The sequence below is a fragment of the Acinetobacter sp. UBA991 genome, assembly GCF_002292065.1.
GTDB lineage: Bacteria > Pseudomonadota > Gammaproteobacteria > Pseudomonadales > Moraxellaceae > Acinetobacter > Acinetobacter higginsii.
This window is the reverse complement of record NZ_DBBF01000042.1, coordinates 141,117-166,766: the sequence shown is the minus strand read 5'-3', so window position 1 is coordinate 166,766 and position 25,650 is coordinate 141,117. Positions and strand designations below refer to the sequence as shown.

19 protein-coding genes, 1 tRNA gene and 2 pseudogenes are annotated in these 25,650 nt (G+C 36.4%); 6 read left to right on the top strand and 16 right to left on the bottom strand.

Annotation, left to right across the window (positions count from 1 at the left end; genetic code table 11):
- Positions 1-67 precede the first annotated feature (67 nt).
- The 6 genes and pseudogenes from B2727_RS18075 to B2727_RS18055 form a co-directional block, all read right to left on the bottom strand.
- Complete coding sequence (locus tag B2727_RS18075) at positions 68-1,069, bottom strand: HNH endonuclease (protein WP_409449593.1); 1,002 nt, start codon at positions 1,067-1,069, stop codon at positions 68-70.
- A 35-nt stretch (positions 1,070-1,104) separates the two neighbouring features.
- Entirely contained in the window at positions 1,105-5,088 is a 3,984-nt protein-coding gene (locus tag B2727_RS18070) for a hypothetical protein (protein ID WP_241345476.1), read from the bottom strand.
- A 5-nt stretch (positions 5,089-5,093) separates the two neighbouring features.
- The gene (locus B2727_RS18065; RefSeq protein ID WP_241345477.1) at positions 5,094-8,669 is read right to left on the bottom strand and encodes a hypothetical protein; all 3,576 of its coding nucleotides are present in this window, start codon (positions 8,667-8,669) and stop codon (positions 5,094-5,096) included.
- A gap of 390 nt (positions 8,670-9,059) precedes the next feature.
- A pseudogene (locus B2727_RS20045) lies at positions 9,060-9,208 on the bottom strand (HNH endonuclease); the annotation flags it as partial.
- Positions 9,201-9,785 (bottom strand): class I SAM-dependent DNA methyltransferase, encoded by a 585-nt coding sequence (locus B2727_RS18060; RefSeq protein ID WP_241345478.1) that lies wholly within the window; start codon positions 9,783-9,785, stop codon positions 9,201-9,203. The pseudogene B2727_RS20045 and the gene B2727_RS18060, both read right to left, overlap by 8 nt.
- Before the next feature lie 78 nt (positions 9,786-9,863).
- Positions 9,864-11,498 carry an HNH endonuclease gene (locus tag B2727_RS18055; protein WP_241345479.1) on the bottom strand — a complete coding sequence of 545 codons (1,635 nt, stop codon included), beginning with the start codon at positions 11,496-11,498 and terminating at the stop codon, positions 9,864-9,866.
- A 581-nt stretch (positions 11,499-12,079) separates the two neighbouring features.
- Here B2727_RS18055 and B2727_RS18050 point away from each other — a divergent pair.
- Together B2727_RS18050 and B2727_RS18045 are read left to right on the top strand one after the other, a co-directional pair.
- On the top strand, positions 12,080-12,829 hold the full coding sequence (locus B2727_RS18050) for a metallophosphoesterase family protein (protein WP_241345480.1): 750 nt from the start codon (positions 12,080-12,082) through the stop codon (positions 12,827-12,829).
- A gap of 99 nt (positions 12,830-12,928) precedes the next feature.
- Positions 12,929-13,111 carry a hypothetical protein gene (locus B2727_RS18045; protein WP_241345481.1) on the top strand — a complete coding sequence of 61 codons (183 nt, stop codon included), beginning with the start codon at positions 12,929-12,931 and terminating at the stop codon, positions 13,109-13,111.
- 42 nt (positions 13,112-13,153) lie between these two features.
- On the opposite strand, the gene B2727_RS18040 is transcribed toward B2727_RS18045, so the two are convergent.
- The 8 genes from B2727_RS18040 to B2727_RS20000 all read right to left on the bottom strand — a co-directional run bounded on the left by B2727_RS18040 (position 13,154) and on the right by B2727_RS20000 (position 21,161).
- The gene (locus tag B2727_RS18040) at positions 13,154-13,429 is read right to left on the bottom strand and encodes a hypothetical protein (protein WP_241345482.1); all 276 of its coding nucleotides are present in this window, start codon (positions 13,427-13,429) and stop codon (positions 13,154-13,156) included.
- A 138-nt stretch (positions 13,430-13,567) separates the two neighbouring features.
- Positions 13,568-13,747 (bottom strand): hypothetical protein, encoded by a 180-nt coding sequence (locus tag B2727_RS18035; protein ID WP_168384534.1) that lies wholly within the window; start codon positions 13,745-13,747, stop codon positions 13,568-13,570.
- Between the two features lie 10 nt (positions 13,748-13,757).
- Entirely contained in the window at positions 13,758-14,057 is a 300-nt protein-coding gene (locus tag B2727_RS18030) for a hypothetical protein (RefSeq protein ID WP_241345483.1), read from the bottom strand.
- Positions 14,058-14,303: 246 nt separating this feature from the next.
- On the bottom strand, positions 14,304-14,441 hold the full coding sequence (locus B2727_RS18025; RefSeq protein WP_241345484.1) for a hypothetical protein: 138 nt from the start codon (positions 14,439-14,441) through the stop codon (positions 14,304-14,306).
- Between the two features lie 62 nt (positions 14,442-14,503).
- A complete protein-coding gene (locus B2727_RS18020) occupies positions 14,504-17,890 on the bottom strand; it encodes an integrase (RefSeq protein ID WP_241345485.1) in 3,387 nt (1,128 codons plus the stop codon).
- The gene (locus B2727_RS18015; protein WP_241345486.1) at positions 17,887-20,190 is read right to left on the bottom strand and encodes a hypothetical protein; all 2,304 of its coding nucleotides are present in this window, start codon (positions 20,188-20,190) and stop codon (positions 17,887-17,889) included. The genes B2727_RS18020 and B2727_RS18015 overlap by 4 nt, the downstream gene beginning before the upstream one ends.
- A gap of 25 nt (positions 20,191-20,215) precedes the next feature.
- A complete protein-coding gene (locus B2727_RS18010) occupies positions 20,216-20,731 on the bottom strand; it encodes a hypothetical protein (RefSeq protein ID WP_174660020.1) in 516 nt (171 codons plus the stop codon).
- A 217-nt stretch (positions 20,732-20,948) separates the two neighbouring features.
- Complete coding sequence (locus tag B2727_RS20000; RefSeq protein WP_171526933.1) at positions 20,949-21,161, bottom strand: helix-turn-helix domain-containing protein; 213 nt, start codon at positions 21,159-21,161, stop codon at positions 20,949-20,951.
- A gap of 109 nt (positions 21,162-21,270) precedes the next feature.
- On the opposite strand from B2727_RS20000, the gene B2727_RS18000 reads away from it, so the two are divergent.
- Complete coding sequence (locus B2727_RS18000) at positions 21,271-22,158, top strand: hypothetical protein (RefSeq protein ID WP_016167544.1); 888 nt, start codon at positions 21,271-21,273, stop codon at positions 22,156-22,158.
- A gap of 595 nt (positions 22,159-22,753) precedes the next feature.
- Positions 22,754-22,916: pseudogene (locus tag B2727_RS17995) on the top strand (IS66 family transposase); the annotation flags it as partial.
- Positions 22,917-23,264: 348 nt separating this feature from the next.
- Here B2727_RS17995 and B2727_RS17990 read toward each other — a convergent pair.
- Positions 23,265-23,341: transfer RNA gene (locus B2727_RS17990), tRNA-Ile, on the bottom strand.
- A 277-nt stretch (positions 23,342-23,618) separates the two neighbouring features.
- On the opposite strand from B2727_RS17990, the gene B2727_RS17985 reads away from it, so the two are divergent.
- Both B2727_RS17985 and B2727_RS17980 read left to right on the top strand, forming a co-directional pair.
- Entirely contained in the window at positions 23,619-24,164 is a 546-nt protein-coding gene (locus B2727_RS17985) for a 1-acyl-sn-glycerol-3-phosphate acyltransferase (protein WP_374755507.1), read from the top strand.
- 143 nt (positions 24,165-24,307) lie between these two features.
- Positions 24,308-25,057, top strand: coding sequence for a YebC/PmpR family DNA-binding transcriptional regulator (locus tag B2727_RS17980; RefSeq protein ID WP_033133334.1), 750 nt, complete (start codon positions 24,308-24,310; stop codon positions 25,055-25,057).
- A gap of 44 nt (positions 25,058-25,101) precedes the next feature.
- On the opposite strand, the gene B2727_RS17975 is transcribed toward B2727_RS17980, so the two are convergent.
- Positions 25,102-25,572 (bottom strand): Lrp/AsnC family transcriptional regulator, encoded by a 471-nt coding sequence (locus B2727_RS17975; protein WP_004661600.1) that lies wholly within the window; start codon positions 25,570-25,572, stop codon positions 25,102-25,104.
- Positions 25,573-25,650 lie beyond the last annotated feature (78 nt).

Sequence of the window (25,650 nt, the reverse complement as noted above, 5' to 3'; positions counted from 1 at the left end):
ACTTCTTAATCGATAGCTTAAATATTGAAATGTCGAGTAAGCAGTAACCTTAACTTAACAACTTCAATTATGAGCTGAAGTAAATATATCCATTATTTTTTGCTTGAACGTACGCCCACTCAGCCACCTTATGTGAGCGTTCTTTATCGGTCAGAAATCCCAACACAGAAATTCGATCCACAATAATCAAATCCTGTTCTTCATTACGCTCTTGCCACTTATGCAAAAACTCATCTGATGCCAGTAAATTACTTTTCTTAGAATTACAACTTGAATCAGCAAGTACAAAGTTGTGCCCTGTGTCAGATGGATACATAGACCATGGAATGAAATGATCAACGGCGTAATTGCCATTGCGCATCGGTTTATTGCAGTAGAAGCATTTATAGTCTTGTAGGTCGACCAATACATTTGCTACCGCATTCAACTGGTTTCTACTCGGCTCAAACATGAATTGTTCAAGATTCGGCAACTGATTCAAAATAGGTGCATTGCTGCTGTTCTTACGGATATAGTCAATCCAACGTTTCTGGCAAAGCTCTTCGATGATTTCACTGAACTGTCGTAAGCAAAACATGACTTGAGGCAAAAGGATGAGCTGTTTTCCACACCGATCAAGCTGATATAAAAACTCAAAATTTTGACCATTGATGTTTTGTAGATAACGGACTGGCATGTCTTTTACAGTACGAGCCACATCTTTAACGAGCATTAACCATACCAGTGAGTTTCTTCTTAACAGCCCAAGAGATGAGTAACTATGCCGAAGCTCAATGATTCGGTTTACAATGGCAGCTTGCTTACCATTGTTCTGATTTAAAATCAGTTGTCCTGCATCGTTAAATACATACGGTACAGCCTGCTTCCAATATAGCTCAATAAATTTTTCAGCAATATCCGTATATTCGAGTGATAGACTCTCACCTGAATCTTTACCTTTTTCAATAGCTAATCGGCTTAGGCTAATCAGCAACGCAAATTTATAGGTGCTACTAAAACTACCCGACTGTAAAATCAGCTGAATATTTTTTAAGAATTTAAGTTGTTCTTGTGCAGCAGGTATATGCACATTAATCCTCTACTAAATAGATAATATAATTCGGATCATTCATTAAACATAGTCAAAGTATTCACCAAGTTTAATTCACGACAAAGCATGAAATTTGTCTGCTCAAATAACCTTTCAAACACTGGATGCCCTGATAATTGCTGAGTACCACGAAATGGATGATCTCGATATTCTGGCATCACTGGAAACTCTGCATTTCTCACTCTCAGTTCAAAGCTCAATGCATCAAACCACTCTTTATCAAAGCTCTTGTCCTGAAGTTTAACCAGCTCGTTTGCCGCTACCGGGTACGTCACCCAGAGCTTACGCATCATTCCCTGTTGCTCAACTTCCTTTGTATAGCTATCCGTTTCTGATTCAAGAACAGAAGAAATCATATTCGTGATCTCCCTGATATGCTTTTGAATGTTCTTATAGGCATTCAACTGAGGGAATCCCATCTGAAGGGCGATTAACTCATTTAGGAACTTCCTTAAAGAATCTTGTGAGAGATTGTCATTGGCAATATCAAACGACTCCTTGTTACCGAAGTTTGAGCGATCTTCCATGATCATAGGCCCACAGATATAGATATTTTCAGGAATGGTCAAAGCATCTTCTTGATCGCTAATAGTGAGTAATCTGGACTTAAGCGAATGATTGTCCCGGCACCATTTCTCGTAGAACTGAAGTTCTTTTAACTCAGGCGTTAATGTAGGTGTGTAAAAACTTCGGTATTTGTCGGTCTTAGTGCTATAGGTGGAACTGAGCTTATTTGCTGAGTAAACCGTTTGGGCCTTCTCTACCACAGCCTTAAGCCTACCTACCAACTCACCTTCAGTTGCAACAATTTTATAAAGAACACTATTCACGTCCTTCATAAAATCCCTAATCAAAGAAGCTAAACCCGGTTTATCACTGGCTTTATCCTTCACCTCACCAATTGGGATCATGGCAATCTGAGTTTTTTTGAAGCCAGCATCCCCAGTGATACGAGTGTATAAAGTCCCACGAATAAGCATGAAAATTGAGAGCATATCCAATGAGCTCTTAACTTTATATTCAAGCTCTGTCTGAGTTTCATCATTAGATACCAAGTAGAAATCTTCTACCAGAATCGTCAGCAGACGATCACGTTCATCGCCGTTGACCCACTCATTTTTCTCTTTATCCAAATATCCACCACGTCCCCGGTAAACAAGCTGGGCGATTTCCATTAAAGAGGCTTCAATTGCGAAACGAGGCATGGCAGCAATGATTGAATCACAGTTTGGGAATGAAATCCCCCTAGCCGCAGTCGAAGTAATTAGTACGACTTGCAATTTCTCTTTGCGATCCAGCAACTCTGAACGGTGGTATCCCATTAACTGGCTATCAAAAATGCCAATCTTGGAGCGTTCAACCACTCCTTCATCGACTAATGCATCTCTGAGTGCGGCCAATGCATTTTTATCCTGAGCAAAATAGATAACTTGCTTTTTACCGTCTTCAAGATTCTTCTGAATAAGCTTGATAGCGGTCTTTTGAGTCCTGTCCCCAGCTTCTTGGCGAAATAGATGAGTCAGGTTCTTATCCAAGCCAAAATCATCTGTTTCAGGGACTACAGCGTATTGCTTGAGCATATATTGGATTTTAAGATCACTTGCCGGGTAACAGTTCGCCATGATATGGATACTAGAACGAACACAGTTACCATCATCCAGATCTGCAGTCTGCACCTTGAATGGGAAATTACCCAAAGATGGAGAGATGAACATTTTTGCTGGTAACTGATCCTGTTTCTTTATGTAGTTCTGGATTGCATTCACATTACTGAGGGATGCATCAGCAAGAATCACAGTCACCGTAAATGGTGAATTACCTTGAAACGGTTCAATGAAGTTTTTGGAAAGGAATTTCAGCATCTCATTGATAAAAGTACGTGTGCCTGAATCCCCTGTAATTTCATCAAACATCACCACAATGTTAGGGAACTTTTTGGCAAACTCTCTACGTTCGATTTTGGCCTCTGTCGGCTTCTTATCGATTTTGTATTGGAACATTTTTTCCAACCCATCCAAACTGGAAGCTGCCACAATTTTATTTTGGGTTTCCCTTGGGTTTCGTGGTCCAGCTGGGGTGGTGTTATATGGCATGAATGCCTGACTTGCTACAGTCATCGTCAGCTTATTGAGCTCTGGATGGAACCCAAGCAATTGCTGGGTCGCTTCCCCTAATGAATCAAACACTCTGGCAAACTTCTTATTGGTTGCCGTAATTTTAGATTCTGAGGTATTGGCATAGCGTCTATTGGCATTTGCATTCTGTTCCAGGTCTTTGAGCTTCCGGTATTCATCTTGTTTGAACAATAGAACACTTGAGCCATGATCTATCTTCAGATTTTCAACACCACCCACAATAGCGGCACCACGAGCATTCACCTTACAATCCTTGTTGTGAATCTTCGAATAGATTTGCTGTGCCTGTGTCACCACATCACTGTTACTGGTAATCGTGGCTGAGATTTTAGATAAATCACCCACCACATCATCGTTAATCAACACTCGTGGACTGGTATAAAAGAAAAAAAAGCCTTCCAAATCTGCCAGCAAAGTCTTAACGCTCGATGTTTTCCCAATCCCCGGCGTACCAGTCAAACAGATGAAATTCACCCGACCTTGTTTACTTTCCTTCAGTGCCAGTACTACGGCGCATTTATGCAAATCACGTAAGGTGAATGAAGTTTTATTCTCAATTTTTCCCTTACGAATTGTTTTAAACTCAGCCAGCACCATCTCTTTAAGTTTTTGGTTATGGTCTTCGTCATCGACTTGCCGATCTATCAAGTCAAAAACCCACTCTAAAGCCAGTGGCTGGTTAGGATTCACAAAATCCTTAAGCCTTTCGGTAATAGTGAAAGTAAGATCCTGACCGTAGGAAATATCGCTAATATTTTTGGACACGATTTCCGAGATGTTTTTGACAGGTTCATTCACCAGATAATTCAGAATCTCAACTTGCAGTTTCGTGCGTTCATCCATATCGTCCAGACTCAGAACGTTATCCTGATACTCCTTGCCCAGCTGATACATAATTTCCAGCTCTGGGGATTTATCTTTATCCGCAAATTCAGCAGAAATGTATTCACTTCCCCGGCTGGTAATCGCCATCACACTCAGACGAATATTTGGCATGTCATCTTGTTCAAACTTCCATTTAAAAGAATCAACAAAAGTGGTTGCATACGAGCAGCCTTGCGCCATCTTAAATAGGACTTTTTCCTTACGGACATAGGCTCTCAAGTATTCACGTAGTTTTTTTGAGAACTTAAATGGGATCTCTTGAGCTTCTGCATTCACGTATGAGAAAACACTTTGGGATTCAGAATGTTTGATGTAACGCTTGTACTCTTGCAAATAGGTACAAGAATCCTTGGCGTTGAATTGTTCTGGTTCACCTAAAACGTAAAATAATGAATATTCCTGAACCAGCACATGATAGTTGGATTTGACTTTGATTACCGCCAAGAAATCAGCACGACCAAACATTCCCTTACCAAACATTTTAGCGTGGGTAAGACTGAATTGCTGATTCCATATTTCCAACGCCTTATCCTTGAAGGCTTTAATAGCAATATGTTCCTCCTCAGTTGTGTAGTCATCTACAATGGTCTGGGTTATATCATTTGGCATTGTCAGTGGACACCAGATGCCAGATAAGCCCCAATTTGGTCTTGCATTCGCCGTTTTAGCCCTTGCAATACCTTTTGGCTTGATCTTTCTTAGAAACTCACGAGTATTGGTATAACCATGCCCGAATCCAGTTTTTATCAGTTGCTGAAAATAGCTTTCGATATTTTCATGGATAGCGGCATTAATGACATCGCTATATAACGCTTCCTTCATTTCCTGAAAGACATCAGCAATCTGTTTACTATTCCATTCTGCTACTACAGGATTGCTGGCTAATAATAGCTTTGCATCAAGCAAAGCCATAATCGAACCACGTTTAACAGCGATCTCATAAACCTCGCCCCAAACTTTGGCTTCATTTTTTACCACGGCGCTTACTCCACATCAGTCGCTAAAGATCCTTCAGCTTCCTCTGGAGTCGACTCGATTGGATCAATCAAGTCTTCATTCTTCAGAATAACGTATTCTTCGAGCTTGCCGATTAAGGCTGGCAGACTCATGACGACTTCGCCTTTATTTAGACGACTCGACACGATGACTTCACCAAGCTCTTGAATGCCAGTGGCGCCACGAATATGGGAAGGCTCAAGTACCGGAGTGAAGTTTTTGCCAGCTGTAGGACGTTCAGACTCAAAGTAATGCAGACCACGCAATACAGAGCGAATTGATTTCATTTCATTGGAATCATTCACATCAATAATTTTACTGTGCAATCTGATTCGCTTATCGTTATGAATCGAATGCTCCTGACTGGTTAGCATGTAGAAATACGAACAAATACCATTCTGAGTACGAACACCAACAGTACGTTTAGTCGCAAAGCTATATACGGACAAGGATTGTTTATATTCTTTTTTATTGATGATCGCCGTATGGTACTGATGGTGCGGTACCTCATAGACACGACTGTTATCACTGGTTTTTAAGCTCAGTGCTGGGATCGTATCAGACTGGAATGGATAGAAATTCATATCCGGGAACAATTGATCAAGTTGATCCAAAGCGCTTTCACTTTCATGAATCAAGTTGCTGGTTTCAGTCTTACCGATCTTACGCTGTGCAAAATGGTGTGAAAGCAATACAACATCTTCAAAACCATCTGACTGCAGTTTTTCGATGATACGGTGCATCGCCTTACTTGTTCTCAGATTGTCTTCAGCAACTGGGGCATGACTGACCTTCTGTAGTGATAAGCGACCCTGTTTATCGTTGATACGCTCAAGTGTATAGACGTAGCAGATGTAGCCATAATCTGGTTTAAGCAGTAGCAAATCCTTCTGATGCTGATACTTAAATTCCACATCATTCTCAGGTCGAGAGTTATAGCTAATACAGGCAATTTTATCCTTAGTGCCCTCAAATGGGATGATGATTTCTGAATATCCTGACAGTGCTTCAATTGCAGCCTGAATACGGTAAGTCACGGTTTTATCCATTGCGAGGTTCACCGGGGCACAAACTCGCTCACCATTTTGATTATCATAAGGCATAGGATCTGGTTGATACTTAAGGCCCTGTACCTTCACAATAGCATCATCATTGTTCAGCAACTTCTCAAGGGTATAAGCAGTGGCATACGCTCGTTTACACTCAGGATTAAACCCACCTTTTTGGATCTTTTTTGATTTCCTTTGAAATTGGGCTTTTTCTTCATTCTCATGTTCATCAACTGAGTCAATTCGCATTAGAGGTACATATAAGCGCTCTTCAATACCCAGTTGATTTTTTACTTCTTTAACCAGATGTTTAAGGAATAGATGAATCGCAATCGAAAAACATGACGTACTGATGATCAAGGCATTTTCTTTTTCATCCAAACATAATTGAGCATGGCCGCCTTTTAGGTCACTCAATCGAAATAGCTTAGATGAATAATGAATCATGACCTTGTATTTAGATAACAAGTTGTCATAACTTAAGCTCTCAGGATGATAAAAATGTGGCAGCCCATTGTCGCTGACCTTCTTGTTGGTCGGCACCATCAATACTGGTAAACAAGGAATATTCAGATTACGAGCGACATCAAATTGATCTAGGTCGGTATTAGGATTCTCAATCGGTACCAACGTTCGAATTTTCAGTGTGGAATTAAACTCAATCTCGCTTAGGGCTTTACGAGCATAATCATTCTTTCGAATGATTTCGTCTTGGCTCATTTTCGCCAACTTTTTACGGCTAGCATCCACCATCGAGATGTAGCTGTAAAAGTTCGATTCTTTACCCTTAAATATACTAAAGAACTGTTCAGCATCTTCACCAATTGAACTCTTGAATACATCTAGATTCACAATACTTGGAAGGATGTAGAGTACAGTTTTAAGACTACTATCCTTTTCCATCTCACTAATGATGGAATCCAGATTCGCTTTTAGCGCTGTAGTGATCGTAGACGTGATCACCTCCATTCGCTCATGCATTTTTTCGGTATTGAGCTTTTCGTCTAAGATACGAGTAAGGTTAAGTCGGATTTTTTGAGGATTCTTGAATGCATCAACCAGTTTATTGAATGCCCCTTCAAAATCTGAAATCTTCATGTCTGCCCCAGATAGGACGAAGTACATCATAATGAGCTGGAACATCTCTACTTGAGCAACGCGATCTGAGCAGTGTTTGCTTAATCGCTCTTCAGAAATCGGCTGACCTTTATCATCCACAATATCCTTCAGCAGCAATGCTTTATTGATAGTATGCAGACGAGCTTCATAAGCAGTCAGCATGGTATCTGTACCCGAACGGTTGCCTTTGCTTGTCTTATAATTGATCTGCAACTTAGAATTAAATGAACTTACTTTTTCCTCTTTAACAAACTCCCCATTCACCCGAAAGGCATAAGTGACTTCACGTTTTAGAGATAGCCCTTCCTTATCCTCATGACGAATATCATTCATTTCAATTTTTGGTTTTACCCAGATTGGCAAAGCATCTGTTGCTCCAACATAGGCCAGCAAACCATTAAAATCAACTTTACCTACAGCGCCATAGATAGCACTAAAGTCAATACCATAGTCCTTAATGGTTTCCGTTGTTTCCTCATTCCATGGAGCAATTCGATTACCAAAAATCTCAAAGAAAGCAATCGCTTTACGGATATAGGAAACAGCGGACTCACGCTTGAAATCGTTACGCTCAGTCTTCTCAATGTGATCCGCAATGATCTCCATAATTTTGAAGCAATTTCGGATACGAGCTCGTGATAGTGCTTTGATTTCTACGAAATGAAGTAGATTTTGGATATCATTATTTTCAGCAGAACATTCATCATCAAGAATTTCCTGCATACGTTCAGCAGCCTCTAATGGCATCTTTTCACCAGCTGAGTAGGACTGCTTCACAATGGCTTTGATTGCCTCACAAACCTCTTTCACCCATTGAGGTTTGCTGATTTCTTCAGTAACAGTGAAAAGTCGTAATTCGCCATCTTTTGCTTTTAAGTCGTTTGTATATTGCAAAGAAGCTACTTTGGATTGTCCTTTGACTTGCATAGGATACTGAGAATTTTTGACAATCACTGGATCAGAATATTTGAGATCGCCTAAGAATTGGTTGAGAGAATTCAGTGCCATACCTGTCGGAGCATTTTGAAGTACTTGCTGAACAATTTCAGACATCACTTGGTCTAAATCACGATAGGTCTGGGCAGTTTTAGCTTCAGATTCTTTATCAAATAAAGTGCTTATTCTGAGTTTTGAATCTTCAGGTAATAATTGAATATCTCTGATGATGTTATAAATTGGCTTTGAATCGTTTTTAGTCCCGATCTGCTTAAATACTGCAGACACAAAAGCGGTGGCATCAAAATGCAAATTATGAGAAGGCCCATAATAATTGAAGAAATGATCTGATTGATGGTTTTTAAGAGTCCCCACCATAGCTTTTAATAAAGGGGAAAGAATTATTTTAGGTGCGAGTGTACTGAGTTCAGTACTAGAACCGTTGTTATTTAATTGCATTAAGTTTTATCCATGACAAAGTTGGCACTAAGAGGTATTTTTATATTTATTAAATATCAAAATCCTCTGTCTGAACTTTGATCATATTTTTTTTAATTAAGAATGTAAATATAAGTTATTTAGAGATTTCTTAAATCGCCACACATATCTTGATATTATGGGGGTAATTAAATCATATTGATAACCATAATTTTCTATATAACTTGGAAACTTGTACAGTAAAATGACTTCATAAACAGACGCGGATTAAAAACCATGAAATCCTCGGTAGCCTATAAATAACCGAAGTTATAAGTAGAGGTTAAGCAGCCATTAAAGGTGATCTTCCTTTGTTAGCTTGGTGTGGTCTTTCATGATTCGAATGCCACACCCAATCAGTTATGTAATCCTTGTGTCCTGCCATTTTTCAATAGCTAATCGTTTGAGAATAATGAATAGTGCAAATTTATAATGACTACTAAAACTCTCCGACTATAGAACCAGTTGGATATTTTTTAGGAATTTCAATTTTTTTGAGCTATAAGAATAAAATCAGGCATGTTTTTTCCAAAGTACATTCAGCCACTGTTCATCACGATCATGTCGCTGATCTACTGTAATCCACTGTTTTAACAACCTAACTCCATTCAACTGATCTAACAATTCATGAGCCTGCTCTTCATTTAAGTCAGTAAACGCCCTACCGCCTTTTACTCTATCTGCTGTTCCATATTTAAAAGACATATAACAAACACCGCCACGGCGTAACGCAGCATGAATACGTTTTAAAACATCAGGGAGACTGTTACGAGCACAATGTAGTAAAGAGGCACATGCCCATACCCCATCATAAACATCGTGCATATCAAGCTCATAAAAACTTTGCTGCTTAACAGGTACTCCTGTCAATTGGGTCGCTCGTTCGACCAATACTTCAGAATAGTCCGTCGCATCCACTTGATAGCCTCTATTTTTAAAAGCCAAAGTGTCACGCCCTGAGCCACAGCCTAAATCCAGGATGCGTGCAGAATCTGGCAACTCAGCTAAAAATGGTTGGTATAGGCTTTCCATATCCACATACAACGTGGCTTGTAAAAATTGATCTGCGTATTGGTTGTAATAGTCTATTGTTTTCATATTGGTTGCTTAGGCTAAACACTGACCCTAGTCTACTAAAAAACAAAAAGATAAGGGAGCATTTGCTCCCTTATCTTTTTAGTCAAATAAATCTGCTCTTACTTCTTCCAAAGCACGATCTGACTTAAAACGATTACATATCGGGTGAATAATTGCTCCATTTTCTAAAACACCGTAACCACCTTCTGCTTTTGATTCACGATGATCTACTTCAGTCGATTCAAGGTATAGAGCGCTATCACATACTTCGCAATAGCTCCATGTTTTCCTTTCCTCACGTTGATAAAGATTTCTTTTGGTCGCGAGTGAAAAATTTAAAGGTTTTTTCTTCTTTGTTAGTCTTACTGATTTCACAAAGCTCACAACATCATCCACAATGCTCTCATCATAATCACCACCAAAACGGTCAAGGTAAAAATCATTAAAATTAATATAATCAAATGATTGACTCATCGAAAGAATGACGGTGTTCAAACAAACTTCATCTTCAAAATCTAAATCCATATTGAGTCCAATGCAGATAAAGGCTTGATACACGTTCTTCAATCGCTCATGTGATCTGATGCCGCTACCAAACTTACCGACAGTTTCTTTGATCGCCACAGGAATTTTTTCAATTAAACTTTCAACACCACGGCGTGCTCGAGTAAATCCAATAAAATCTATCTTTTTATTCTGTATTTCAAAACAGTCTTGTTCAATTTCACAGACGATAGAGAACCAGGCCAAAAAGGATGTCACTTGAAAACGATTATCTTTATAAAAATATAGTTTTGGGTGTAAGCCCAAACTTGGAATCCGAATACTAATTGGTGGTGTAGCGATACGACACAGCACAACTCTAAGTTTTAGCATTAAATTTTCTACACGCTGACCTTGGTCTATATTCACAGTATTCTGACTAGTATCACCAAACATGATATTCAAGAGTTCATTGACCAAGCCGATTTTTTTACCGTGTGTTAAATCCGGCTCTAAAAGTATTATCTTAAAAAGATGATCATGAATTTGCTCACCCAAAGTGATCACTTCATTTATCCGCTCGTAATTCAGTTCAGCCAAGTTGGATTTATTATCGTTTATATAACAACACGCATAAATCACATAAAAAGCATCACTCCCCCTATTCTGTAAATGATATTCTTCATCTGGATCTAATCGTTTCGTATCCGAATTGATTGAACAAAAGGCTTTTCGAGCTTCCTCAGGTGTCCCAATGACTTCAATAAAATTAATTTTGGTTGATTTTAATTTTTGCTGAAACTCAGAATCGCTACATAACTCTTGAAAATCAGCTAATCCACCTAATCGATTACGAATCTGACGAATATCTCGTTTTTGTGGTGCCGTGAATTTTGGGGCTCCTATTACTTGCTCATCAATAAAGTATCTTTTGATCCAAGCATAGATAATTGAAATCCTGTGCCCACCATCGATGATATAAATATTACCAGCAGCATCTTTCCAATAGCGAACGCATAAATTGACATTACGATCATTCAAACAGTTTAGAATAAACTCCTGAATTTCAGCAGGGCTCCAACACTCTGTGGAGCGTTGATTGTCTGCTTTATATAGTTTTTCTAGAATCTCATGGTTGGCGAAGTCATAAAGTGATATTTCAAAGTTATGGTGCAGATTTGAGTGCGACATTTCGTCAGGCACCATCATTTTTCTTTGAATAATATTGGTTAAAAGCTTAGTACGGGCCATTTTATTTTCTCTAGGCAATACTTCTCTATATCTCGTAAAATTACGAAATTAGAAGTAATTAAAATTAAAGTTAGTGATTAATGAATTAAATATTCATTAATTCAGAAGTATCTTTTTGCTAGAGAAAAAACAGATAGAAATAGTATAAAGACGCATTTTAAACCTCGTTGATAGATTGTCGTTTGCCAACATCCTTTCCACGAGATGGAGGCAAACCAAATAGGGTGTGGAAATACCGCTCAACGAAACGGCCAGTCAAAGACTGCCCTACCTGGCTTACCATAAAAGAGCCATGTAGACACAAAAGAGCCACTAAAAGCGACTCTCTAGTTCGTTGAGTAACAGGTTTCCACGCCTGGTCACAGAATTTGCTGTAACATCTTTATCTTATGTGCATAAATTCAATTGGTCAAATTTTATGATTAATATTTAATCAATTGATTCAAAAATAATTACCTATATTTTTAGAGGCTTAAGAATACAGATAAGTATCTTATAATTTCTACAATATCTAGTTGCTGTAAACTGATCGCAATGAAACTCTATATATTTAAGCAGCGTGATTTAATAAAGGAAGTAGATTGAAACTGCAAATTTTATCGGATACTCACAATTCGAAATATTCATTATCAGATGAAGCTGACGTCATTATCCACGCTGGGGATTTTTCTAATCGTTTAAGTGGTGCAATTGAGTTTGCCGAAAAATGTAAAACGCTGAATAAAAAATTTATCTTTGTTTTGGGCAATCATGATTACTACAGCTCTAACTACAGTTCAGTCGTAGATTTTTTGAAAGAAAATTACCCTGAAAATACACTACTTGATGATAACCATATCAAAATACAAGATAAAATATTTGTAGGTGGCACATTATTTACGAACTTCCGCTCCAATTCTCCACTTACAGCTCCTGAGGTACTTTTACAGTCCCAAAAAGATGCTGAACAATCGATTTATGATTTTGATCAAATCATGATTAGCAATGAAAATAGACCTATAACCGCCGATGACTACATAAAACTATTTAAAAAATATCATCAAAATATTTTGCAGTTTAGAGGGCAAGATCATGTGATCGTTATTACGCATTTTCCACCTCATTTAGCCTGTCTTGATCCATATTGGGGTACGCATCCTGTTGCATCAGCCCTCAATCCCTATTTTATTAATGACCTAGATGTAAAAGGCTTTAAGTTATGGATTGCAGGACATACGCATACATCAGTGGATACTGTAGTCGATGGATGTAGATTAGTGATCAATCCTTTGGGTTATCCGCCAGAGCAAGGTAAAAATGGGTTTAGAGAAAATTTGATCATCGAAGTTTAAGTAGTCATACTCGTATTGAAGCAATTTAAACTAACTCTAATATTATACATCCTATAGTACTGTTGATTTAGCTTCTACACCATGAACTAGGAGAAACTCATGTCGATTCCTTTAGACCCAGAAAATGATTGGAAAAATAAAATTGCAGATCAAATACTTGAAGATTTAATCGAGATTGCCAAGCTTGAAGGTATGACTATTAAAAAAATGAAAGCAGATCAAAATGGTATTTTCTATGTAGAAGAGGAAATATCAATTGACGACGTACTCAAGCAATTTTGAACTCTGCTCATTGAAACGATATAAAGCGCTTGAATTTTATATTTAAAACCTTAACCAAATTGTATCACCTGTAGATGCGTACATAGCTTCAGCAGTTTCTTTCAACACATCACTATCATCCGTTTCCATTGATAGTTCATCACATGCAGGATACCTACTGTCGCTTGTGGAAAATAAGCCAGATTGAACAGTAGTACTATGCTGCATAAATCTAGTTCTATTTTGCCTTAAAAGCTGTACACCACGGTAGCTAGCACGCATTTGATTTAATGCTTGAAGACGTCTTTCATTTGTAGTCATTATTACTTTTCTCGACATTAATTGTCTCCTTGATTTTTATCTGAAATTAAGATTAACAAACTACGACATGAATTAAAATTGGGTAATGATCTAGCTATCCGGCAATCCCTCATTAAAATCACAACGATCAAATAAAATTCACACAATGTTTTAAAATCAATCCTCTAAAAACTCCAGCTTATCTTGATCAGTTCTGACGATTTTCGTAGGAAGTTGGTTAGCTCCGTTTAGTATAGTCTGGATATAATCATCCTTTATTATTTCATCTTTTTGATTTTTTACTGAGGATTCATCGGCTTTTTTCGCATTATCTTTAGAAACAACCCGATCTACCACAATATCTATCTCACTTTACAAATTTTTCAAGATCTTGCTCTTCAGCACTCTGGTACGAAGACGAACTATTAATTAAAGAATGCCCTCTTCTGAGTGCCAATTCTTTATTAATTTCTTGCTCAGCTATACTGGTCTCGCCGTGATTTTTTATGTATTCAGCGCGTTTTTGTATAAATGCTCGCTCTCGCTCTTGAACGCTAGAATTCACCACCGTATGTTCTATTTGACGAGTAGCCACATAATTATAGGCAATTACTCCGCAAAGTACGATTAAAAAGAAACTGAGTTGCCTCTTTACACTTCGACTCACAAATAATCCTTTAATATTCAGTCAATACTGAAGTTATCATGTACTCATGAAGATGAATTTAAAAACTATAAGGGCTGACACTATAAAGTTTCATTACTCGCCCCTAGGGTTAAACTCTTTAAATTCATCAGCATTGCTAGCAAATTCAGCAAAAAAGTTATTCCATCCAAATGCTGAATCTAATGCCTCTTTATTTTGGATTGGTCTAGGCAACTCATATCCAAGGATCCAGTATGGTGGGCGAACTCAAACATGCTCAGGTATAAGAACTTGCTGTAAGGCTGTTTCAGCACTTACTAAATATAAATTATCGTCTAAATAAACGATATTTCCTTGTAAAGCGTCTTGAATACAATGATCTACATCTATATGCGTATGCTTCATTTAGTCCACCTCTATTTTTTGAAATCGCATTCTTAAACCTGTTAAATTATTTAACGCTGTGATTAGTCATTGATTTGAGCTAACTTCCAACGGTGATAAATAACTGCTAAAAATAAATCACTCAAGATTTTTTGACAGGTACTCTCTTTATAGTTCCCATTACTAATTTTTAAGCTTACCCCCTTCTTACTTTTAGCCGCTCCAAGTTCTGCCGCAATTTCCTTCCATGACCTTTTGGGTATTTTAATTGTTCCTTGAAAAAACTGCTTATCTATGGCTTTAAGCTCACGACAAAATTTATCAAACTCCTGATACTCTACTTCGCTTTGGATATACACCTCCATACGAGCATCTATAAGACGAATACGGCGCTCAAAATAATCCAACATAAAGTTGCTATCCAGTAAAGCTGTGAAAATTTTAAAATCAGCTTCGCTAAATACATTTCCAGACTTATTTCTATTGATATGCTTTAACAGCATGTCTAAAGGATTACTTTTAGAAATATCTTTTTTGTGTTGAGAGTGTCTATTTTTATACAGGTTTGAGGCCAAGTCTCTCCCAATTTCTTTCAACTTCAGATTTTCATTTTTTCCTGAAAGTACATCTATAATATCATTCAATTCTGATGTCAGTTTGAGCCTTTCGGTTACATGATCTGTTTGCTCTACATCTTCTCGTTTTAATATCTGAGTATGCCACCGATCAGGAAATATTACGTCTTGAATAATCTTTGAATTGGGAGCTATCTTCTCTAAGATTTCTTTTAATTCAAGCTTCTCTTTCATTTGCGACGTATTCAATTGTTTCTTGAATACTCTGCAAGAGAGTAAAGCTCTTACAATATTTGCTGATATTTTACTTTCATCTGGACATAATGCATCCCCGACTAACATTGAACCAAAATGCAGGTAATAGTTGGCTGTCATTTCAATAGATGAATGGCCAATAAAATGTGCCAAAATCTTCCAAACATCCTGACGTCCAGCAATACTGTCTGTATCACCCAATAAATAATTTTTAATTTTGGCAATCTGATCAGGTGAGTAGCCAATCCAACTTCTGATTAACGCTTCACTTCCTTTCAAAATTAAAGCTAAATTGTTTGTCGCAGTATGCCTAAAGCTATGAAAGGAATAATCATGTGGTTCGTTATTGAATAAAGTATCAAAAATTTCCTTTGTCTTAGCACTAATAAAACGAGATGAAAAAATTTGACCAAATTCATCTTGGAAGATAAAACAGTCTTCTCCCCCTAACCATTTTTGACCAACTTTTACATTAAGATGCTTTTTGATTAGGCCAATAAATTCATTCAATTCACATTCAGTTAGCAATTCATCAAGGCGTATTCCTCGTTTTGCATTCTTCGTTTTAACCTGACGATGATAGTTATTATGAATAAAGCTTTTGATAAATTGAGGATTACTTGCTGTTAAATAATAATATCGTTCATAGCCAATTGTTTTAACATCAAGTTCAATCATGGCTAAGTCTCTTAACCTTAGCCCAAGAATTTCACCAACTCTTAAACCTGTGCGGTAAGCAAGCATACAAATTGTTTTGAATATATTTTTTTGTTCTTTACTCAGATCAGCTTGGCGACCAATCAAATTATTAAAATGCGCCCACATCACTGGGGTAACATATGATGCTCTACACATCTGAAGACCAAAGGACTTCAACTGATCTAAAAAACCTACTCGGGGAGCACCAAAATTACGAATTAAACTGTTATGAAATTTTTTTAAATTTTCTACAGCTTTACCATAGCTATCATATTTCACTTCCCTAATATTATTTTTAAATGCTTTATTTTTTCGACGCTTATCAGCAATCAATTTTTCGCTTAAAATATATTCATACGCCCCCTCAAATTGTTCTTCATCCATCTTAAAGATATCAAGGTCATGAATAACAACATACATAAAAAGATCTTCAGCGAAAGAGGATTTATAAGTATCCAAGGAGCTCAGAGCAATCCCATCTTTTACTTTAGAAAAATTTGAAGATTGACCGCCTACAAGATACTCCCGATACCATGTCATCAACGCAATCTGAACACTCACAAATGCAATGTCTTTAGCTAAGCTATATTTATGATTACTATAGCTTTCTTTAAGCGACTTAATATCTTCAGAGAATTGCCTAATGGTCTCGGGTTTTTCTTTATCTTTAAATTGCCCTATCAATCCTTTTTTAATTTCAGCGGCACAATGATATTGCGTACTCAGTTTTTGGATATTTTCAGACTTAGGCTTTCGAAAACTCCCGTTTGGATCATCAAATGCATTTTCGGAAGTAATCAATTTCTTTTTTAAAGATTTCTTGTCTTTAAATGCATCAAGCGTCTCAAGCATTTTTAAGGTTGACATTGATAGTGCAGCGCTGTCTAACGTCCCCGTAGATAATGCTGTTGTAAAACCGTCAAGCGTATTCTTTTGACTAAAATACTGCACGTAATCGACATGCTCAAATAATTGATATTTTTCCTTTGCAAAATAATCTCGTAAAACACTATTCTGATCGACATCCAATATAGCCAAATCAATATATTGATCAAAGCCTTCATCATTTTGAGCATCGATAGATTCAATAAGCTGAATTAGCCTTTTTTCTCCCTGATTCCTTTCAGCCTGAGTTTCAAATTCAATAATATTGATAAGTCTCACCATCATTAACAAACTAATAGCTGTGAGATAAATTTGTTTAATTTGGTATGGTTTATCGAGATAGACTAAATTCGCATATTTCTCATTTTCTACTGGATAATTATATAAGTAACCCGTTTTTGATGAACCTTTACGATATAGGGATACAAGTCCACTCAACAATTCTGATGGTTTTAACTGATCATTTGAAAAATATGCTCTGAGTGACCTTAGAATCGCCATTAAGTCCTCTTTATAACTACACCCACAATCAATAACTAGTGCTATTAAAAATTGTCGAAGAAGTAATTCCTTTTGCTCATCCGTAAAATCAGCATTAAAAACATCAGTTTTAAGCCTTTTCGGTAATTCAGTCTCCCAAAAGAAATGCAACTTGAGCTTAAACTCATGTAACCTTTGCCCTCTAAGCAACTTAATTTGCGTTGATTCAATATCTTTAATATTTGGAGCTGAATATGCTCTTTGAATAAGCTTAATTTCATATTGATCCTTTAACCACGGTATTTGTGACTCTATTTCTTGCTTTTTTTTCACACATAATTCAGACCAATATCCCCTTAATTCTTCCAAATCTTTTTTTGAGATTTTCCTATTGCGAAAGTATTTCTCTACTTTAGCTCGATTCGAATACATTTCGTTTTGAATAAGATCATCAAGTTTCTTTTTTTCACAAGATTCCGTGATCTCATGGATAAGAAATTCTGAGATTTTTTCAAATAAAACATTCGTCGAAGACTCTAGCTTAGTTCGAATTTTTTGTAACTCTTCATCTTTCATGATTGGCTCACCACTGATTTTAATCCCAGTCTTTTAAACAGCTGATTTACTGCATCTTGAATTTCAATCATGTAGGTGTAGGGCTGTAAAGATGAATATTTTGAAAATCCGATCTCATTTTGTTGATCGTGCGCATACCAACTCTTAAAAATCGCATCAGGCAATTCCAGAAAATTCCTTACAAAATGGCGCGTCCAATTGGGATATAACTCATCAATTTCAGGAAAGTTTTCTGATAAATAAGATGCTATATGCTTTTGTGTAAGTGGCTCCAATGTGAAGCTCATGAATTCTGAACCTTTCTTCCAATAAGAAAGGTAATAGATATGATCTGCTGTATTAGCTAGCTCTAAGGCATTAATGTTTTTGATAAATTCATCATAATGCTGTAACTCATTAACAACGAATTCGATCAGAGGTGAATAACGACCATGTGGACGAGATCTACTGCTCTTATCATGGATATATGCAATATTAGTAATAAAATCAAAATTTTCTCTGATACTAGATGCACCTATAGCAGGACGTGCACCTGAAGACAATAGACAACAAAACCAAATCCAAACACTGAAAGCATTAAATTTTTCAGCAATGTCTTGTTCTTCTTTTAAAACTTGGACAACTTTCAAGTTTAATGTATTTAAGAATTTTTTCGCTTTATCAAATGACCATACACGCTGACTTCCTACGCGGGCTTGCTCTTCTACTTGAATAAATTGCGGACGATCTAAAACATTTACCTCGTTTTTATTTTGAAACCATAGATATATATACTTCTCATATACCTCATTTAACTGTTTATAAGAAAATCCCCCATACGCTAGATCAGGTTGATGTGAAACCTGTCTACCGATTAAGAAATTTTTCGTAAGATCATCTTTACATATACGGTTCAAATGAAAGGAAAGTTGTAAAGCAATTGAAGTAACTGATATCGGGCCTATACGACGATGATAAAACCATTCTGATAAAGATTTTTCGAAATCTGTATTCGTTAGATTGGAAAGGTTAGCCTCTCTAATTCTATCAATCCACATAGCAGGAATTTGAAATGCCCAAGTTGTATGCTCGTTATATTTATTGTCTTTTTTAGCAATTTGACCTTTCAAATTTTTATTTAAATTTGCATCAACGATCCACAAATAATAGGCACGATTGGAGCTACGTTTTAATTGCTTAGTTTTTAGCAATTGGTCGATATCTTGAAATATAACGGCACTCTGCCCGGTAAAGATTGACATCAAGCAACAAGCTGCTTTTGCAGATTCCATGATATCTTTGTTTTCATGAAGTTGGTCAAGTAAAATCTGGTTTACAATTTTTAATAAGGGTATGTCCAAATAGTAAATATTACTCACCGTTGGTTGCTGAGTTCTATCTATATGACGATTCAATCTTTGATTTGAGACAAATGGTGCTAGTCTACGCGTATCTTCATTTAGATTATAATCATACTGCTTAGAAGTCTTATCTTCATCGACTTCATCATCAATGTTATCTTTGTCATCTGAGTAATCAAACTGGCTCTCGGTGACCAAAGGCGGATTATGATATGTCTGCGGATCAACGTCCAAATCGTCTATATTCTCAATCTCATCCGTCTTTTTAATTCTTACATTGTTGTGATAAAAGATATCCTCAACTGCAATTCTGTACTCGTCTAAATACCTTGTTAGAGCTTTGATTATATTTTCTGAAACATTAACATCAAGGCCCTTACAGAATTCTGTGACATCTACATTTTGGGCTTTTGCATACGTATTGAACTCTTTAATGGTCTTAGCTGTATGATCGAACTCAATAAGATGATTAAAATATTGAGAAACTATCGGCAATACTTCGAAAACAAAATCCTTAAAACTTTTTCCCATCATTTTTAAAATTAGATAGAAATTATAGTTTAGCCTTTCAATTTTATTTTGAGAATTCTCCATATTGGACATCAACACAATTAAAAAATTTACAACATTAAAAATTTTTAAAATATTTTGGTTAATCGAAAGTTGTTTTTCTTTATTTATAACATCCGAATCTTTAACATTTTTATATAAAATGCAGATACTTGATGACCCTAAAATACTTTTATATTGGGTTTTAGCTTTATTTATGTTTAAATATGAATATATACCTTCACATAAAACTTTTAATTCCCTCATAAATTCATCAGTCATATAAGTATTATGAAAATCTTTTAAATCACATGATTCTAATAGAAGCAAACCTTCTCTATATGAAGATAAAATTTCAGCTAAACAAGCACACCTTGATTTAAAAACTTCTAAATCTAATTTATTATTCATTTCAGCATTCCACAATATCAACTTTCTATTTTTCAAAAATATTTCTAGGTAATTTAAAATAATTTACAAAATCTGTTTTATAAATTATTTTAGGAATATGATATTTATCCCTCTTCAAGATTTCCTTATTAATTAAATAAAATAAATTTTCATCTTCTAATTTAGTTAAATAATCAAAAAGTTCCTTATAGAAGTTAATTCTATATTCACATTTTATTTTGTGACTTTGAAGATAAGTAAATAGCTCTGACCAAAAAATATAGTTAGCTTGATTCTTAAACCAATCTTCATGACTTTTAGCTTCAATAGATAAAAGATACGTATGTTGTGTAAGACTCAAATAGTCTTTCTTAACGCGAGTAATCATTGAATTTTTCAGTCGATCTTTTGCATTTTTTTGATCACCTACCTCAACATTAGTAAGCTTTATTGTCTGGTCGATTATGTCGGAGAATTTTCTTAGCGAACTTTCAGTTAATTTGTCTTGTTTCACACAAGATAGCTTAGAACTCTTCTTTGGTTTAGCTTGTTTTTTGGACATTATTAGCTCCAAATTCATCATTCTAAAAATTTCATAAAGGCTTTTTTTGAGCATGAGAAATCTTAGGACCTAAATCTCAATCAAATTTAAGCTAATGATATTTTTAAAAAATCAATTATAAATTTTTTCTGGATGAGCTAGCTTTTCTTGTTATTGCATGTCTTTTTTATATCAAATGCAATAAGCATTAATAACAAGAAAAACTGTCTCGATTTTTCTAGGCCTCTTCTTCGACACCAGCAAATTTGTAGACTTCCGCCTTACTCCAACGAAGAGTACGTCCATGTCTAATAGGATTAATTGGGCCATTTTCATATAAAGCCCACTTACGTAAAGTCTGTTCTGCATACCCTAAAAGCCTAGCTGTCTCTCTAGTGGTCAATAAAAGCCGATCATCTGTAATCGGCTTATGTTTATGCTTTAGTGCCATATTTCTCTCTTTAAAATGCTTTAAAACTATAAAAGCACGTTTAAAGGGGTAAAGAAAAGAGGTATAATTACTAAATAACTTTACCCCAACTTTAGTATGGAATGGAAAAATGGGACGCAATGCTCGTGGCATTTTGGAATATGCAAAAACAATTACTTGGTTTGACTATTTATTCAATGAAGCTAAAAAATTAAAGCACTTAAACATAACAAATGATTACAAGTTTTATAAATTCATGTATTCAAATTCTAAACATTCACCTGAAGATAAATTATTTAAAAAATATAAATTTGGTTTATCTACACCTCAAAAATCATGGAAAGAAAGCACTGAGAAAAATATACCCGGTGCAACCTGTATTATTCAACACCCTATTTGGGATATTGAAAACACAAAATTTACATCAAATAAAATTATAAATGACATGCATAACTTATCTTCAGATATTCGCAGCTATGTAATATCCGATGGATTAGGTTGTCCACAACCCATATGTTATCCAACACTTGAAAAAATTATTTCTTTTGAAAATCTTGATGCTATCTATTCTATATATCTTCTATATCAATGGGGATTAATTATTAATAACTATGAATTATGTAACTATTGTGCTATAGCTCTTGAAAAAAACTTAGAAACTCTCTTATTAAATATTAGCTATTTGCATAGATCTCACATATTTTTATTCGACATAATTTTCGATAAAATTAGAAAAATATCTTATCGAGGCCTGACTATAGCTGACGTCACAAATATAAATTGGCGCCTGCTAAGAGCTAAAAATTGGATCAGTGATATTCGAATGAACTCATATGTATCCGAATATGAGTTGTTCAAAAAATCTGTTATATCAGAAAAATTTAAAAATAAAGAAATTTACATTTCCAATTCTGATTCTTTAATATTGCATGCGAAAATTGCTACTGATCCAAATGATCTAATCACCCTTAACCTTAATAAATTTTTTCCTTCCCACATCATATTGTATTCCAACTAAAGCGGACACCCACAATTAACACCCAGGTATGGCAGCCTGCCCTTTTATCGTTTGTAAACCTTTTTCCATGTGCTCATGCTGCCTGCCCCTGCACCAAATGCTGTATTGGCAATAATACCTTGAACATCGTCACCTGAAGCAGGTGAGATCCCAGCTGAAATTGTCCCGGCTAATTCAACATTGCTCTCTTAAATGTATTTCTTAATGCGGCACTGCCAGCCAATTTTTACCGTGTAAAAAACCCATTTACTGCCTTGGTAAATTCTATCACCAGATCCCCAAAGTGGCGAGCCAAGCTGTATAGAGTGTGGCTAAAACAAAGTCATCCCTGCTGCGCCTGTCTTAAACCAGTCACCAAAGATACACCATGGCACAGCCGTCATATTGTGAAGCTAAGTCATGGTAGGATGGATGCGGTCGCTCATCTTGAGATTTACCATCTATCTGTATTGTCCGAGGAGTGTTCAGTTTGCCAATGTCAACGAGGTATAACCGGGTGCCGAATGGCGCCTTAGAAGAGGCTTGAGCCGTGTGCTGGGAAACTCGCATGCACGGTTCTTAGGGGGGTGACGTAGGCAACTGCGTCTGACTACCCGACAACCAAATGCGCCCTTAGGCCTTGGGAAGTAAGAACTGGCTGTTTGTTGGCTCGCTGCGCAGTGGTCAACGAGCGGCGAATATCAAGACTTAAATCCAGTCAGCAAAGCTGAATGGCTTGGATCTGTATGCCTATGTTACCGACACATAAAGTGACCTAAATAGAAGAATTACTGCCACACCGGTGGCAACCCGACCAAAATTAAAAAATAGGTGTGGGGTTCAGCCCACGCTTACGAAACTTGTAATAAACTGATCTAAAATTCGATCATATACTTCATATCTCAAAGTATTGACTTAAATTATGATTAAGCCATGCCAGAATTAGATCGCCCCATACCCAAGTCGTCACTTGAATTTGAGTAACTATAGGAAATTCTATCTTTAAAGTCTTTATCCAACAAAACCAATTAAGAATAATGTTGATTTAAGCTGCTTACCATTTGCTTACCAGAATCTAAAAACAAAAAAACCACTTACGATTAGTACACGTAAGTGGTTGTTTTATATGGTGGGCCCAGACAGACTTGAACTGTCGACCAACGGATTATGAGTCCGCTGCTCTAACCAACTGAGCTATAGGCCCTAAACTTAAATCATATTTTATGTATGATTAATGCTGCCTGATCTTAGTCAAATTTAACTTAAGTTACAAGCAGATGATTTTATCAAATTACGAAAATAATGTTAAAAATCATAAACTGCGCTGATTCTATCTGATCTTCCCAGCTTGAGTAAAGATCATATTGCACTATTTTGATCATTAATAAGACATCCAATTTTTTTCATCTGGTGTTTTAGGATATGTATTTTCCTGAAAACTCGTATTACACTGCTGCGACTCAAAGCCTATGATGATAAACATGAAAAAATTTTTAGGAAAATCTATTTTTAAAGCAACAGGTTGGGAATATAACGTAGACCCAAGCATTTTAGAAAAAAAACAAGTCATTATTGGCTTTGAGCATACATCGAATCTGGATACCATCCTCTCCCTCGCTTTATTTGAAATTTTAGAACTCAAAATTCATACCTTAATCAAAAAAGAATTATTCAAAGGCCCTCTAAAACCAATCTTAGAACGTTTAGGTGGCATCCCTGTCGACCGTAAAGCCAATAAAGATATCGTGACGCAAATGGTTGAACTGTTTAATCAAAATGACAGCTTTAATCTGGTGATTGCGCCTGAAGCAACACGTGCAAAAGATGGTGAAGAACGCAAACCCATCCGCACTGGTTTTTGGCATATCGCCAAAGCTGCCAATGTGCCAATTATTTTGATGTATGCCAATGCACGCAATAAACAAGGCGGGATTTTAGGTAAAATTTACCCAAGCGATTTGCAACAAGATCTGGAAAAGATCAAAGCGCTTTATGCGGAATACGACATAGACGTAAAAATTAGCTAATTAATCCAATCTATTTGATCAATCTTTGACGCTTGATCAAGATTTTAAAGTTTGAATATGAGCGATGCTAGTTTTCAACAAAACCATCGCTATGCTAATATTCCTGCACTTTTTTTTAAGTTTTATTTTTTGGAGTTACTTCCATGGCGGGTCATTCTAAATGGGCCAATATTAAGCATCGTAAAGCTAAACAAGATGCAAGTCGCGGTAAGGTTTTTACTAAATACATCCGTGAAATCGTAACCGCTGCACGTTTGGGCGGGCCAGATGCGGCGAGTAACCCTCGTTTGCGTGCTGTAGTTGAAAAAGCACTGTCTGTGAATATGACACGTGACACCATCAACCGTGCAATCCAACGTGGTGCTGGTGGTGAAGACAATGATGATTTAAAAGAAGTTACCTATGAAGGTTATGGCGTTGGTGGTGTTGCGGTTATCGTTGAAACCATGACCGATAACTTAAACCGTACTGTTCCAGATGTTCGTCATTGTTTCTCTAAAACCAATGGTAACTTAGGTACCAATGGTTCGGTGGCTTACCTATTCACCAAGCGCGGTGAAATTTCTTTTGAAGATGTTTCTTTAGAAGACAAAGTCATGGAAGTTGCTTTAGAAGCTGGTGCAGATGATATCGAGATTGATGAGGACAGTATCTTGGTGATCACTAGCCCAGAGAGCTTTGGTGATGTTCAGGATGCCCTTACAGCAGCTGGTTTAAAATCTGACAATGCTGAAGTTGTAATGAGCCCTTCAACTAAGGCTGAAATCACAGATATCGATCAAGCGAAACAAATCTTGAAAATGATTGATATGCTTGAAGATCTTGACGATGTTCAAAACGTCTATACCAACGTTGAATTCTCTGAAGAAGTTTTAGCGCAACTTGATGCTTAATTCTTTTAGATGATAAAAAAATGCATCTTTTTAGATGCATTTTTTTATAGCTTATTTAAAAGTTTATAGCAGTTAAATACATTATATTCTTTGATCACGAAGCTTGAATGTAGTGCGACGACACTATCAATCTTACCAATACGTCGTAATAGAATTTCACTATAGTCGTCCATATTGCGTGCCACCAATTCCAAAATAAAATCGGCACTCTGCCCTGTCACTAAAAAGGCATTGGTCACTTCTGGTATATCTTCAATTTCTTGTAAGAACTTATCAAAAGTTTCACTGTCGTGTTTGCTCAACGAAACCTGCAAAAGAATATGCAAACTAAAACCGAGTTTATTAAAATTAATTTCTCGTTTGAGCTGTCCCATTACTTGGGATTCAATCAGGTTTTTAATGCGTCGATGCACTGAACTAACCGAAAGGTTAATACGTTCTGATAGCTCATTCAGATTGACATCTTCATGGGTCAAAATTTCAAGAATTTGTTTATCAAAACGATCCAATTCCATTCTACAGTCCTCTCTTTCAATCGATGTTTTTATCGGAACTGCTCACTCAGTAATTTTTAAGGGTCAAGGGAAAACATT

Coding starts and splice junctions, on each gene's coding strand:
- B2727_RS17980 (WP_033133334.1), top strand. CDS start 24,308: ATGGCGGGTCATTCTAAATGGGCCAATATTAAGCATCGTAAAGCTAAA.
- B2727_RS18055 (WP_241345479.1), bottom strand. CDS start 11,498: ATGGCCCGTACTAAGCTTTTAACCAATATTATTCAAAGAAAAATGATG.
- B2727_RS18060 (WP_241345478.1), bottom strand. CDS start 9,785: ATGAAAACAATAGACTATTACAACCAATACGCAGATCAATTTTTACAA.
- B2727_RS17975 (WP_004661600.1), bottom strand. CDS start 25,572: ATGGAATTGGATCGTTTTGATAAACAAATTCTTGAAATTTTGACCCAT.
- B2727_RS18000 (WP_016167544.1), top strand. CDS start 21,271: ATGGGACGCAATGCTCGTGGCATTTTGGAATATGCAAAAACAATTACT.
- B2727_RS17985 (WP_374755507.1), top strand. CDS start 23,619: ATGAAAAAATTTTTAGGAAAATCTATTTTTAAAGCAACAGGTTGGGAA.
- B2727_RS20000 (WP_171526933.1), bottom strand. CDS start 21,161: ATGGCACTAAAGCATAAACATAAGCCGATTACAGATGATCGGCTTTTA.
- B2727_RS18020 (WP_241345485.1), bottom strand. CDS start 17,890: ATGAAAGATGAAGAGTTACAAAAAATTCGAACTAAGCTAGAGTCTTCG.
- B2727_RS18015 (WP_241345486.1), bottom strand. CDS start 20,190: ATGAATAATAAATTAGATTTAGAAGTTTTTAAATCAAGGTGTGCTTGT.
- B2727_RS18025 (WP_241345484.1), bottom strand. CDS start 14,441: ATGAAGCATACGCATATAGATGTAGATCATTGTATTCAAGACGCTTTA.
- B2727_RS18040 (WP_241345482.1), bottom strand. CDS start 13,429: ATGTCGAGAAAAGTAATAATGACTACAAATGAAAGACGTCTTCAAGCA.
- B2727_RS18010 (WP_174660020.1), bottom strand. CDS start 20,731: ATGTCCAAAAAACAAGCTAAACCAAAGAAGAGTTCTAAGCTATCTTGT.
- B2727_RS18065 (WP_241345477.1), bottom strand. CDS start 8,669: ATGCAATTAAATAACAACGGTTCTAGTACTGAACTCAGTACACTCGCA.
- B2727_RS18045 (WP_241345481.1), top strand. CDS start 12,929: ATGTCGATTCCTTTAGACCCAGAAAATGATTGGAAAAATAAAATTGCA.